This is a genomic window from Mycobacterium colombiense, assembly GCF_001953985.1.
In the GTDB taxonomy this organism is placed as follows: Bacteria; Actinomycetota; Actinomycetes; order Mycobacteriales; family Mycobacteriaceae; genus Mycobacterium; species Mycobacterium colombiense_B.
This window is the reverse complement of sequence record NZ_MBEI01000056.1, coordinates 45,993-58,825: the sequence shown is the minus strand read 5'-3', so window position 1 is coordinate 58,825 and position 12,833 is coordinate 45,993. Positions and strand designations below refer to the sequence as shown.

At 66.1% G+C, this 12,833-nt stretch carries 15 protein-coding genes; 12 read left to right on the top strand and 3 right to left on the bottom strand.

Features of this window, described 5'->3' with window-relative positions:
• Positions 1-19 precede the first annotated feature (19 nt).
• The gene (locus tag A5732_RS15860; RefSeq protein ID WP_436971828.1) at positions 20-748 is read left to right on the top strand and encodes an SDR family NAD(P)-dependent oxidoreductase; all 729 of its coding nucleotides are present in this window, start codon (positions 20-22) and stop codon (positions 746-748) included.
• A gap of 4 nt (positions 749-752) precedes the next feature.
• Here the strand turns inward: A5732_RS15860 and A5732_RS15855 are convergent, their stop codons facing one another.
• Complete coding sequence (locus tag A5732_RS15855) at positions 753-2,456, bottom strand: MOSC and FAD-binding oxidoreductase domain-containing protein (RefSeq protein WP_076102722.1); 1,704 nt, start codon at positions 2,454-2,456, stop codon at positions 753-755.
• Positions 2,457-2,691: 235 nt separating this feature from the next.
• On the opposite strand from A5732_RS15855, the gene A5732_RS15850 reads away from it, so the two are divergent.
• From A5732_RS15850 to A5732_RS15815, 8 genes are all read left to right on the top strand, one after another.
• Positions 2,692-3,561, top strand: a complete 870-nt coding sequence (locus A5732_RS15850) for an alpha/beta fold hydrolase (RefSeq protein ID WP_076054924.1) — start codon at positions 2,692-2,694, stop codon at positions 3,559-3,561.
• 58 nt (positions 3,562-3,619) lie between these two features.
• Entirely contained in the window at positions 3,620-4,315 is a 696-nt protein-coding gene (locus tag A5732_RS15845; protein ID WP_076054926.1) for a TetR/AcrR family transcriptional regulator, read from the top strand.
• 19 nt (positions 4,316-4,334) lie between these two features.
• Positions 4,335-4,973 (top strand): TetR/AcrR family transcriptional regulator, encoded by a 639-nt coding sequence (locus tag A5732_RS15840; protein ID WP_076054928.1) that lies wholly within the window; start codon positions 4,335-4,337, stop codon positions 4,971-4,973.
• 151 nt (positions 4,974-5,124) lie between these two features.
• A complete protein-coding gene (locus tag A5732_RS15835; RefSeq protein ID WP_076054930.1) occupies positions 5,125-6,171 on the top strand; it encodes a zinc-binding alcohol dehydrogenase family protein in 1,047 nt (348 codons plus the stop codon).
• Between the two features lie 52 nt (positions 6,172-6,223).
• A complete protein-coding gene (locus A5732_RS15830; protein WP_076054932.1) occupies positions 6,224-7,087 on the top strand; it encodes a DUF427 domain-containing protein in 864 nt (287 codons plus the stop codon).
• A 2-nt stretch (positions 7,088-7,089) separates the two neighbouring features.
• Positions 7,090-7,683, top strand: coding sequence for a TMEM175 family protein (locus A5732_RS15825; RefSeq protein ID WP_249266813.1), 594 nt, complete (start codon positions 7,090-7,092; stop codon positions 7,681-7,683).
• A 2-nt stretch (positions 7,684-7,685) separates the two neighbouring features.
• A complete protein-coding gene (locus A5732_RS15820) occupies positions 7,686-8,372 on the top strand; it encodes a haloacid dehalogenase type II (protein WP_076054934.1) in 687 nt (228 codons plus the stop codon).
• 3 nt (positions 8,373-8,375) lie between these two features.
• Positions 8,376-8,843, top strand: a complete 468-nt coding sequence (locus A5732_RS15815; RefSeq protein WP_076054936.1) for a cupin domain-containing protein — start codon at positions 8,376-8,378, stop codon at positions 8,841-8,843.
• Here the strand turns inward: A5732_RS15815 and A5732_RS15810 are convergent.
• Entirely contained in the window at positions 8,837-9,274 is a 438-nt protein-coding gene (locus A5732_RS15810; protein ID WP_076054938.1) for a VOC family protein, read from the bottom strand. The two genes, A5732_RS15815 and A5732_RS15810, sit on opposite strands and share 7 nt — an antisense overlap.
• An 88-nt stretch (positions 9,275-9,362) precedes the next feature.
• Here A5732_RS15810 and A5732_RS15805 point away from each other — a divergent pair, with 88 nt between their 5' ends.
• Both A5732_RS15805 and A5732_RS15800 read left to right on the top strand, forming a co-directional pair.
• Positions 9,363-10,190 carry a GntR family transcriptional regulator gene (locus tag A5732_RS15805; RefSeq protein WP_076054940.1) on the top strand — a complete coding sequence of 276 codons (828 nt, stop codon included), beginning with the start codon at positions 9,363-9,365 and terminating at the stop codon, positions 10,188-10,190.
• Between the two features lie 117 nt (positions 10,191-10,307).
• Complete coding sequence (locus tag A5732_RS15800; protein WP_065053092.1) at positions 10,308-10,775, top strand: hypothetical protein; 468 nt, start codon at positions 10,308-10,310, stop codon at positions 10,773-10,775.
• A 16-nt stretch (positions 10,776-10,791) separates the two neighbouring features.
• On the opposite strand, the gene A5732_RS15795 is transcribed toward A5732_RS15800, so the two are convergent.
• Positions 10,792-11,862: an NAD-dependent epimerase/dehydratase family protein gene (locus A5732_RS15795; RefSeq protein WP_076102721.1), complete on the bottom strand. Its 1,071-nt coding sequence runs from the start codon at positions 11,860-11,862 to the stop codon at positions 10,792-10,794.
• Positions 11,863-12,010: 148 nt separating this feature from the next.
• On the opposite strand from A5732_RS15795, the gene A5732_RS15790 reads away from it, so the two are divergent.
• The gene (locus A5732_RS15790; protein WP_076102720.1) at positions 12,011-12,826 is read left to right on the top strand and encodes a lysophospholipid acyltransferase family protein; all 816 of its coding nucleotides are present in this window, start codon (positions 12,011-12,013) and stop codon (positions 12,824-12,826) included.
• The last annotated feature ends 7 nt before the right edge of the window (positions 12,827-12,833 follow it).

Below are 12,833 nucleotides of genomic sequence, written 5' to 3'. Positions count from 1 at the left end.
GATTTCGATGGCAACAACTTTGGCCGGCTCGACCGCATTGGTGACCGGCGCGACATCAGGGATCGGCCGGGAAATCGCACTGCAGCTCGCGGCTCGCGGCGCCGAGGTCGTGGTGCAGGGCCGCAATGCCGAGCGCGGCGCCAAAACCGTTCACGATATTGAAAATGCCGGGGGCAAAGCGCGTTTCGTCGCGGCCGACCTCAACGTCGCCGACGATGTCCGGCGGTTGGCCGCCGAGGCGGGGCCGGTGGACATCCTGATCAACAATGCCGGAATTTATGAGTTCGGCCCCACTGCCGACACCGACGACGTGACCTTCGACGAACATGTCAACGTCAACCTGCGTGCGCCGTACATCGTGGTGCAGCAGTTGGTTCCGGCCATGGCCGCGCGGGGCAGCGGCGCCGTGGTCAACGTGAGCACTCTGGCCGCATCGGTGGCGACCCGCGGGGCGGGGATCTACGGCGCCACCAAAGCCGGCGTGGATCAGCTGACGCGCGTCTGGGCCGACGAATTCGGCGCCTCAGGCGTGCGGGTGAACGCGGTGGCGGCGGGGCCGACCGACACGCCCGGGGCCAACGCACTTCCGGGTGTGCTCGACACGATTGCGGCGATCACCACGCTGCAGCGGGCGGCCGATGCGAGCGAAATCGCAAGCGCCGTGGTGTTTCTCGCCTCGCCGGAGGCCAGTTATGTCAACGGCGCCATTCTGCACGCGACCGGCGGTCAGCGGGCAATTGCGGCGTGATGACCTAGAGGTCTAGCACCACGTCGGTTTCCGGGGCCGCCGAGCAGATGAGGACCGACCCGTCAGCGGGCGGCTCCAAAGGCTGCTGGACGTAACTGGTCGTCCCGGCGACAACTCCGGTGACGCACACGTGGCACACCCCGCTTCGGCAGGAAAAGCGGGTGGGCACGTCGCAGGCCTCGGCCAAATCCAGGATGCTCCGGTAGCGGGGAGACCAGTCGACGGTTAATCCGCTGCGCGCAAACGTGATCGCGGGTCCCGTACCCGGTGGGCCGACCGGGCGGTGCGGCGGCTTGCGCTCCCCGCCCTCGACGATGCCCGGGTTGATCGCCGGCAGCGCCCCGAACAGCTCGCTGTGAATCCGGGCGGGGTCGAACCCCATGCCAACCAGGTCGTCACGCATATCCGCCATGAATTGCGTTGGACCGCAGAGGTAAACGGTGGCATTTGTGGGAAGACCCAATGCCGCGATCGACTCTCGGCCCAGGCGGCCCTGCGTTTCGGTGTAGAAGACCTGCTGCCTGGCGTGCGGTAACGAATCGATGAGCGCCGTGACTTCGTCCGCGAATGACTGCGATTCGCGGTTGCGCGCGGTGTGCAGCCACCAGATGTCGCGCCGACTCCGGGCCGCGGACAGCGCGTGCAGCATCGCCAGGACGGGTGTGGCCCCGATACCGGCGGAGAACAGGACAACCGGGCCGCTGTCCTCGGTGAGGTAGAAGTCGCCGCGCGGGGCGGCCGCCGCTATCACCGACCCCGGCTGGATGTGGGCGTGCAGCCAGCGGCTCACCACGCCGTGATCGTCGCGCTTGACGCTGATCCGGTAGGAGCCGGCCGAGGAATCATCGGACAGGGAGTAGCTGCGCAACGGTGCGGGTTCGCCGGCGCCGGTGACCTTGACCGTCAGGTATTGGCCCGGCAGGGCCGGCGGTAGCGAACTCCGGTCGTCGGCCTCGAGCGTGATCGAGAGCACTTGCGAACTCTCTCTGCGGGTTTGGGTGACGCGCAGGTTGCGGAATCCCTTCCATCCCGGTAGGGCTGGTGCCACCGCGGATACGGTGCCATCGCGTGCGGCCAGCAGCTCGTGGAACGACTGTTGCCAGCCCGGGCTGAGCGCCGGAACGTCGACGGCCTTGCGCAGCGTTTCGACGCTGCGGTCGGGCAGATAGAGCAGGGCGTCAACGTCAGCGACGCTGAGTTCGTGGCGGCCACGGCGGGTGCGGACGATGTCGTCGCCGGCCGGCACGTGGCCCTCGGTGATCACCCGGAAGTAGAAGCCCGGGCGATGTTGAGAGACAAGCAGATTGGGCATGTCGGGCTCGTCGAGGCGAATGCCGACCCGAAAGCAGGTGACACGCGGCTGGGTGACCTCGAACTCGGCGTCGCCGATCTGATAGCGATCCCCGATGCACACTTCGTCGTCGGCGAGGCCGGTGACGGTGAAGTTCTCGCCGAAGTGTCCGGGTTGCAGGTCGTCGCGACCCAGGTAGGTCTTCCAGAAGTCGTAGGCCTCGCTCTGGTAGACCATGACGGCGCGTTGCTCCCCACCATGACCGGCGAGATCCCCCTGACCGTCGCCGTCGACGTTCAGCCGGCGCACCATGACCGGCCCCTCGACGGGGGTCTTCCAGATCCCGGTGTAGATGGTTTTATCCCGCCATCGGGCGTCCTTGGGCATGCCCACGTTCACCGAGACAAGCCTGCCCACTGTGTCACCTCGAACCAGCTCGCATTCGTACCGAGCCCCAACTGGGATGGTTGGCCCAGAATAGGGCAGCCGGATGCGCTCGGCAATAGATCGGCTTCACGGGCTGTTGCGCGACGCCGCAGTGGTGCATAATGGGTCGCATAACCCAGAACTCCGGAATAGGGTTTCGCGGGTTTCCCGCCGGACGCCGCCGCGGCGCTCGCTTGGTGAATCACATTGACCCAGGAGGAATGTCATGTCCGCTGTTCATCATCGATACGCCACCGTCGACGGCCATCGGCTCTTCTACCGGGAGGCCGGGGACCCGGCCGCTCCCGCAGTGGTCCTCCTGCACGGGTTTCCCACCAGCTCGTACATGTTCCGCCACCTGATCCCGGCCCTCGCTGACAAATACCACGTCATCGCGCCGGATCACCTCGGCTTCGGGCTGTCCGACGCCCCACCCGTCGACGAGTTCGACTACACGTTCGACGCGCTGACCGGCCTCACGGCGGGCCTGCTGGGAACCCTGAGCGTCGACCGATACGCGATGTACGTCCAGGACTACGGCGCACCGATCGGCTGGCGGCTCGCGCTGCGCGACCCGGCCGCTATTACCGCGATCATCAGCCAGAACGGCAATGGCTATGACGCGGGGTTCGTCGAGAGCTTCTGGAAGGTCGTGCAGGCGTACCAACAGGAGCAGACGCCGGAAACCGAGGCGCCGGTGCGCCAGTTCCTCACGCTCGATGCCACCCGCTGGCAGTACGTCACCGGAGTGGCCGACGAGACGCTGGTCGATCCCGAATCCTGGCATCACGACTACGCGTTGCTCTCCCGGCCCGGCAACGATCTGGTGCAGCTGAAACTGTTTCGCGATTACGCCACCAACGCTCCCCTGTATCCGCGCCTGCACGACTACTTCCGCGCCAGCCGGGTGCCGCTGCTGGCGGTGTGGGGCCGCGGCGACGAGATCTTCGGGCCGGCCGGCGCCGAGGCGTTCGCCGACGACCTCCCCGACGCCGAGATCCACCTGCTCGACGGCGGCCACTTCCTCTTGGAGTCCGCGTGCGACGACGTCGCCCAGCTCATCCGTAGCTTCCTCGCCAGGCGAGTCACGGCCTGACCTGATGTATGGGCTGGAGATCCCAAAAATGGGGGCGCTCCCGGGTTAGCCTGGCGCGATGTCCCATCCCGGTGTTCCCGACGAACAACGGTTGACCGCCAAGGGGCGTGCCACCCGCGACCGGATCGTGCAGGCGGCCGCCCAGCTGATCGTCACCGAGGGTCTGTCCGCGTCGAACATGGACAACGTGCGCCGCGCGGCGTCGGTCAGCGGCTCGCAGCTTGCCCACTATTTCGCCGACAAGGCGGCGCTGATCCGCGCGGTGATCCGGCGCCAGATCGGCGTGGTCTTGGACTTTCACCGCCAGCCCACGCTTCGGGGCCTGGGTTCATTCGACGACTTCGAACGGTGGATCGACCTCAACATGCGCTACCTGCGCCGCATCGGGTATTTCGGCACCCCCACCTATCACGCACTCACCGCCCAGCTGGCGAAGACCGACGACGCCACGCGCGACGCGTTGGCCGCCGGTTACCGGCAGTGGATCGAGTTGTTAGAGCAGGCAATTCAACGAATGCAGGAGGCCGGGCTGCTGGTTCGCGATGCAGATCCGCTCCGGCTCGCCCTGGTGATCGTCGCCGCGCACCAGGGAGGTGGTGTGCTGACGTTCACCTACCAGGAGGAGTGGCCGCACGCCGACGCGATCCGCTTCGCGGTGAACTACCTGCGCCTGTTCGCCACCGACTGCGCCGAACGAGTGCCCCGCAAACCGCGCAGGCCGCGGGGGCGCCGTCCGGCGCGACGAGCAAGCTGAGGCTGTCCGGGGTGACTACGTGACTGAACGGCCCGCATCGGGATTCACCCGCAAGGGACTGGCAACGCGCGCGCGGATCATCGACGCCGCCGCCCGCCTGATGTTCCAGCGCGGGATCGCCAATACCAGCATCGACCAGGTACGGCGCACCGCCGGGGTGGGCGGATCCCAGATCTCGCACTACTTCACCGACAAGCGCGACCTGACCCGCCACGTCATCGAGGCGCGCCGTAACGACGTGCGGGACTTTCACACGCGGACGCAGTTCGCCGAACTCGACAGCCTCGACGCCCTGCAGGCATGGGCCGATGCCTGCGTGTCCGATATCGACGCCGTGTACCGGGTCGGGGGTTGTGTGTACGGGTCCTTGGCCGGCGAACTGATCGAGGCCGATAGCGAGATTCACGACGAGCTCGCGGCGGGATACGACCAATGGATTGAACTGTTTCGGGCCGGCCTCGAGGCGATGCGCGATCGCGGTGACTTGTGCGCGGAAGCCGACCCACGGCATCTGGCCGTGTCGCTGGTCACCGCCCATCAGGGCGGTGCGATGCTCACTCACGTCACCGGCGATCCGCAACCGTTGCGGGCCGCCGTCAATGCCGCCGTCGACTACGTGCGCTCCTTCGGAACTCAACCGCCGCCCCGCAAGGGCTGATCCGCGCCGTCTCGCGGTCAGTGCAAAGCCTGAGTCATCTTTCGCTGGACATGGTGGATCCGGTCGCCCATAATAATGGGTCAGTTGGCCCATTATTAGCCGACGCGCCAACCGGCGTCGTCGCCCGCCAACGGTTGAGAAAGAGGCATCGATGTCCACTATCGATTCACCTCAGTTGCCGACCGCGCCGGCGGTCGTACGCGAGCAATCCGGTGGGCCAACCATGCGGGCGATCATCTTGGAAAAGTTCGGCGGTCTGGACAGCCTGGTCTACACCGACATCCCCAAGCCGCTGCCCAAGGACAGCGAGGTCGTCATTGCGATAAAGGGTTTCGGTGTGAACCACGCCGAGATGCACATGCGTCGGGGTGAGTGGGCCGAAGCCGCAGAAGTGAGCGGCATCGAATGCGTCGGCATCGTCGACTCGTGCCCGGGTGGCGAGTTCCCGGTCGGGGCCAAGGTGGCGGCGCTCATGGGCGGCCTGGGCCGAACCATCAATGGCAGCTACGCCGAATACACCCGTGTGCGCGCGGCCAACGTCGCGCTCATCGAATCCGACCTGCCGTGGTGGCAACTGGCCGCGCTGCCGGAAACCTATGCGGTGGCCTGGACATGCCTCTTCCGCAATCTAGACCTTAGAGCCGGTCAGACCTTGGTGTTGCGGGGTGCGACGTCGTCTCTAGGCCAGGCTGCGCTCAAGATGGCGGTCGCCGCGGGCGCCCGAGTCATCGCAACCACGCGCAGCAGCGGCCGTTTCGCCATGCTCGAGAAGCTGGGCGCTTCGCGTATCGAATTGGAGCGCCGCGACCTGGCGAGCCATATCGCCGAGAGCAAGCAGATTGACGCCGTTCTCGATCTCGTAGGCAACAGCACCATCCTGGACTCCCTCGACATGCTGCGCCGCGGCGGCACGGCCTGCCTCGCCGGATGGCTGGGCGGGCTTGATCCCCTTGGGGATTTCAACCCGCTGCTGCGCATGGCCTCCGGTGTGAACTGGAACTTTTTCGGCAGCTTTGTTTTCGGCACACCAGGCTTCCCGCTGTCCGATGTGCCCTTGCAGAACATCGCCCAACAGGTCGCCGAGGGCGCGCTGGAAGCGAAACCGTCTCGAGTCTTTTCTTTTGATCAGATTCGTGAGGCACACCGAGTGATGGAGGCCGGCGAATCCGGCGGCAAGATGGTCGTCGTGATGGAGTGATTCTGCGTGAAACCGTCTGTCGCAGAACCCGATTCACGAGGAAGGACACGACATGGGTCTGGCATGGCAGCAAGGCCCGCTGGCGGCGGGATCACTCGGACACTTCCTGACCGAGCAGCCGATGCCACCGCGGCTGCTGTTCGCCGAGCCGTTGCGTCGCCGGATGCGGGTGCGCTTCGCGGATCGGTGGATCGCCGACAGTGAGGATGTCGTCCTCTTGCACGAACCGGGTCGTTACCCGGTCGCCTACTTCCCCCGCGGTGATATCGAGGAGGGAACGCTGCTTGCCGAGGATCGGGTGACACAACACCGCGACCTCGGGGCCACACAATGGTTCACCGTCAACGCATCGGGACGCGAGACCAACCACAGCGCCTGGGAACACACCGGGCTGCCCGCCCATGCGGCGGTGCTTGACGGCCGGGTGGCGTTTGCCTGGCGTGCTATGGATGCCTTCTACGAAGAAGAGGAACGGATCGTCGGGCACGCCGCCGATGCCTACCATCGCATCGACATCCGTTCTACCGCACGGCATCTCGTAGTACGGGATGGTGACCGAGTGATCGCCGATACCCATCGCCCGTTGGCACTGTACGAGTCCGGCTTTGCGCCCAGATGGTACGTGCCGCGCGATGATATCGACGAGTCCGCACTCAAACCCATTGATATCCAGACGTTTTGCCCATACAAGGGGATCTGCTCCTACTATGACATCGGCAACCACCAGCGCGCGGCCTGGTCATACGTCGACGCTTGGACGGAGGTCGCACGGGTCCGAAATCTGGTGTCCTTCGAACCCGACAAAATCGAAGTGCATCTCGACGGCAAGCAACTTCAGCTGGAACCGGGCCAAACCGTCATCCCGCACGGCGTCGACCGCGGACTCGACACCGATGAGGTGCTGGGAAGGAGGTAGCGGTGGCGGAACGGGACACCACTCCCGAGCGGGTGCGCGGGTTCTCCGATGGCGTCTTCGCCGTACTCATCACCATTCTGGTGTTAGAGCTCAGGCCGCCGAGCGACCACGGCTTCCGCGCTCTGCTTCCGCTGTGGCCCACCGGGCTGAGCTATGTGGTCAGCTATCTGTTCATCGCGATCGTCTGGGTCAACCATCATCACCTGTTCAACTACGCGCAGGTCGCGACGTCGCGGTTGGTCTGGTCGAATTTCGCGCACCTGTTTTCGGTGTCGCTGATCCCTTTCACCACCGAGTGGATCGCCGACAGCAGGTTGGCCGCGGCGCCGGTGTCCTTGTACGCCGCGGTCTTCGTCCTGGTCAACATCACTTATCTGGCGCTGTGTTGGGAGGCGGTCGATCGGCCCTCGCATCAAGATGTTTCGGCGCGGATGCGGCGCATGCTGCAGATGAGGTCGTTCATCACGCTCGGGGTGTTCATGACGGCTGCCCTGGTCGCCTTGTGGTGGCCGGTGGCGGCGATGCTGTTGATTGTGTTGTGCCTCGTGGGCTATCTCCGACCGGATATTCCCCAACGAAAGAATGTCGAGCACTAGTCATGGCAACACCGTCGGTCCTGGTCTTCGACGTCAACGAGACGTTGCTCGATATCGAGTCAATCGCACCGCTTTTCGTTGACCTGTTCGGTGACGAGCGGATGTTGCGCGAATGGTTCGCGCAGCTCGTCATGTACTCGATGACCGTCACACTGGCCGGCAACTACGTGCCCTTCCCGGTGCTTGGCCAGGGGGTGCTGCGCATGCTGGGTGACGTCCACCAGGTCGACGTCAGCGAAAACGACGCGGACCGCCTCAAGACCGCGCTGCTCACCATGCCGGCACACCCGGACGCCGCCGACGGGCTCGCCGCGCTACGTGACAACGGTTTTCGGCTGGCGGCCCTGACCAATTCGCCGCCCAATCGGGATGGCCCGACGGCACTGCAAAGTTCGGGACTGGCGAGCTTTTTCGAACACCAACTGAGCGTCGACGCACGCGGCGTCTTCAAGCCTTCGCCCGCCGTCTACCGGTACGCGTGCGAGACGCTCGGAGTCGCGCCCGCGGACTGCATGATGGTGGCCGCACACGTGTGGGACACCATCGGGGCGCAGAGCGTCGGCTTCAGCGGCGCGCTGATCACCAGGCGTGGCAACGCACCGCTGCCGGTCGAGGGCCTGCCACAGCCTGACATCGTCGCCAAGGATCTGCGCGAGCTCGCCCAGTGCCTCGGATCCCGCGATAATTGACCCATGGCCACCACAGACGGATTCCATCCGGACTTCGACGACACGGCGGGGCCCGCCGCGCGCAACCGGGTACGCCACATCAAGGCATCGGAAATCAGTTCCGACACAGCACAATCGGAGGGGTTACGGCGCTTCGCCGCCCTGTCCGGTAGTTCGGTGGGCGCGGAGAAGCTCTGGATGGGCGAGACACACGCGTCGCCGCAATCGGCTTCGGACAACCACCATCACGGTGACTCGGAGACCGCCATCTATGTACGAAGCGGGAACCCGGAATTCGTCTTCCATGACGGCGCCGGAGAGGTCCGCATCGCCGCCGCACCCGGCGATTACGTCTTCATCCCGCCCTACCTGCCGCACCGGGAGGAAAACCCCGACCCCCACACCACCGCCGAGGTGGTGATCGCACGCAGCAGCCAGGAGGCCATCGTGATCAATCTTCCGGCCCTGTATCCGCTGGCCGACGCTCAGTAGACGGCGATCTCGATCAGGTTGCCGTCGATATCACGGCAGTAGTGCGAGGTCATCTCGCCCAGCGCCCCTATCTTGGTGACCGGTCCGGAGATCACGTCCACGCCACACGCGGCGAGGTGGGCACGGACGTCATCCGGACTGGCGCGGGTGATGAAGCACAGGTCTTCAGAACCGGCGACCTCGACCGCCCCGGTGAACCAGTCGGGATCGTCGCCGAGCGCCCCGACCGGTCGCAGGTTGATCTTCTGATCCCCGAAGCACAGCGCCGTTCGCCGCGACGGCCCGAACGTCTCGCGCCGCATGCCGAGCACCCGCTCATACCACCCGGCCGTGGCCTCGACGTCGCGGCAATTCAGGACAATGTGGTCGAACCGTTCCACGGTGAGTGCCACGTTCGGTCCTCCTGACCCGCGCAAACGCGCGAAAAGCATTCGGTACCAGAGTAATCCGGCCGACGGTGGCATCCGCATCGGGACGCATTGCTTTACGCCCCGCGCATAGAACGTTTTAATACATCTCGTGGCTTCCGATCAGCTGGACCTCGACGTCGCCGACCTCCGGATATCCCGCGGCAGCGTGCCGGCCAGCACCCAACTCGCCGAAGCCCTCAAGGCGGCCATCGTCAAACAGCGTCTGCGCCGCGGCGCGCGACTGCCGACCGAGCGAGAGCTCATTGATCGCACCCGCGTGAGCCGGGTGACCGTGCGCGCGGCGGTCGGGCTTCTCGAGCGTCAGGGATGGCTGGTCCGAAAGCAGGGCCTGGGCACGTTCGTGGCCAACCCGGTAAAACAGGAACTCGGGCCCGGCGTGCGCACCATCACCGAGGTACTGGCCGCCTCCGGGATCACGCCCAACGTCGACGTCCTGTCGCACCGCGTCGAAGACGCTCCGCAACGGGTTGCCGAAATACTCGGCCTGCCCAAAGTCCTGTGTGTGCACCGGCGTTTTCGCGACGGCGACCAACCGCTCGCCCTGATGATCGCCTACCTGCCGCCGGGCTTGGGCACGGCAGTGGAACCACTGCTGAAGAGCGCGACCGACGAGCAGACCGCGCAGGCGATGGAGAGCACCTACACGATGTGGGAGCGCCGGCTGGAAGTCCCGATCTCCCGAGCCAACTATGAGATTCATGCGGCCGGTGCATCGCTGGAAGTGGCGGGCGCTTTGAACCTGCCGCTGGGGTCTCCCGTGCTGGTGCTCGAGCGCACCAGCTTCGGCCATGACGACAAGCCCCTCGAGGTCGTGGAATTCCACTACCGCCCCGAGAGGTACAGGTTTTCGGTCACGCTGCCGCGCACCGTGCCCAGCCCCGGCGCCGGCATCGTGGAACGGCGCGAGTCCATCTGAGTGCGGGCTAGAACTCCTGGGAGCCGACGCTCACTCAGCCAATTCTCAACAGATTCTTCGGTGCCGCTTCGCGCGGCTCCAAGCATCCCCAAAGCCGCGGGTCGCACCATCGAACTCATGACGAATGAGCAGCTGTGCGCGAACCGGCTCGAACGTTACCTGCGCACCCGCGGGCGGCGATATTTTCGCGGCCACCACGACGGCGAATACTTCTTCGTCACCAACGCTCCGCGGCGCTTGCACGTTCACTTCGAGATCTCGCCCGCCAACGACGACGTGTTGATCATCCGCGTCACTCCCGGATGCTATTTCCCGGCGGCCGACCGCCCGTGGCTGACCTACTTCTGCGACCGGTGGAACCGCCTCGACCGCGAGGTCACCGCGATCGTGCACGGCTCGTCGGACCCGCAGCGCATCGGCGTGACGGCCCGCAAGTCGCAATGGATCCGAAACGACGTCTCCTTCAACGATTTCGCGTCGTTCGTCGACCGGACGGTCGCGGACGCCACCGAGCTCTTCGATGAGCTGAGCCCCACCGTCGAACTGCCGTCAACCGAACGGCCGTTGCTGCGCGACGCCGGCTGACGTCCGGGCCGGCTGCCTACTTCCACGGAGCATCCGGGCGCGGCTCGCCCAACCCGGCCCGGATCGCGCCCCACGGATCGGCGTAGCGTCCGGGCGTATCCCGATAGGCCGCACGGCTTTTGAGGAACCGTCGGGCCAGCGGCGAGATCAGCCGCATCGGATAGCGCCGCCACCCGGCGGCGGCCCGCATCTCGGCGAGCATGTCCGGCCACGAATGGCGCTGGAATTGCAGGACCTGCTGGGACCGAACGGTATCCATCCAGTCCGTGACGAACCAGTCGTCGTCACTGTCCGGATCGCCCGGCCGGCCGCCGGGCAGGACGTCGACCAGACCGCGCGCGGCGGCCAACGCCTTGCCGACCTCGCCCTGCCGAAGCAGGTGCGACTCGTCGCCCGCGATCAGCAGCGTCTCACCGGCGACGTCGGCGGTGACCGCGGCGGCGAACGCGCGCGCGACATCGCGGACGTCGACGGTGTGAATGCGGCCATCGGCCGGCAGGGCGCTCTCGAAGAACAACGCATCGACGCTGAACGGCATGGCGTCCGGTTCGACGCTGATCACCCCGGCCAGGCGCAGGATGACCCACTCGAGATCCGTCGCCCGCAGGTGCTGTTCGGCTTCGGCCTTGTGCGCGCCGTAGAGGTCTGCCGGGTTCATCGGGCTGTCCGGGCGCAACAGCTCGTGATGCCGGTGCGGGTTGCGCGCGCCGTACACGGCGTTGCTCGACGCCTGGATGAACCGCGCCGGATGCGGCCTGGACTGCGCCGCGCGCAGCAGCGTGACGGTCGCGTCGACGTTGACGCGGCGGCCCAGCGCGGGCTGGCGATAGATCAGCGGCGGGATCACCGCGGCCAGGTGGACGATGGCGGTGGGCGACGTCTCGGCGAGCAGCCGATCAACCTGACCCGGGTCCGTGAGATCCGCCCAGTGCGCCTCGGCGCCCGCCGGCAGCGCCGCCGCGGCTTTGCGCTGGGCGGCGTTGCCCAGGTCGGTCGCGACGACGCGATGGCCGTCGGCAACCAGCCGGCGCACCGTTTGCGAGCCGACGAGTCCGAAACCCCCAGTAACCAGAACCTTTTCGGACATACTCCCCCACCACGCGTTCGCTCTCTAGCAAACGGATATGACATTCTCCTAAATAGAGAGTAGCATATGTCAATCGAGGGCTCAGGTTTGAGACCGGCGTCACACCGGCAACAAATAGCAAAGAGCGCAGAACGGACGGCGGGGAGCCATGAAGGGCAACGGTGTGGACGCGGCGGACAACCACGAAACCGCGAAATGGGATCCGGCTTTCACCGAACAGGTGACGAAGGTGCTCGGACCGGCCATCAAACGGTACTACCGCGCCGAGGTGCGAAACCTCGACAACGTCCCGTCGTCGGGAGGAGCCCTGGTGGTGTCCAACCACTCGGGCGGCATGCTGACCCCGGACGTGCTGATCTTCTCCCCCGCCTTCTACAACAGGTTCGGCTACGACCGCCCGGTCTACACGCTGGGCCACTACGGGCTGTTCATCGGGCCTTTGGACGGCTGGCTGCGCCGCCTCGGGGTCATCGAGGCCAGCCGTGAAAACGCCGCCGCCGCCCTGCATTCCGGCGCGGTGGTGCTGGTGTTCCCCGGCGGCGACTACGACTCCTACCGGCCGACCTTCAGCGCCAACACCATCGACTTCAACGGCCGCACCGGCTACGTGCGGACCGCCATCGAAGCGGGGGTGCCCATCGTCCCGACCGTGTCCATCGGCGCCCAGGAGACCCAGTTGTTCCTGACCCGGGGCAACTGGCTTGCCCGCAAGCTCGGGCTAACCAAGGCTCGAATGGACATCCTGCCGATCAGCGTCGGGTTCCCCTTCGGGCTGAGCGTCATCTTCCCGCCCAACGTGCCCCTGCCGGCAAAGATCGTCACCGAGGTTCTCGAGCCGATCGACATCACCGCCCAATTCGGCAAGGACCCCGACGTCGACGAGGTCGACGCCCACGTACGCGCCGTCATGGAAGCCGCGCTGCAGCGGCTCGCCGGCCAGCGCCGGCTACCCATCCTGGGCTGACGGCGCA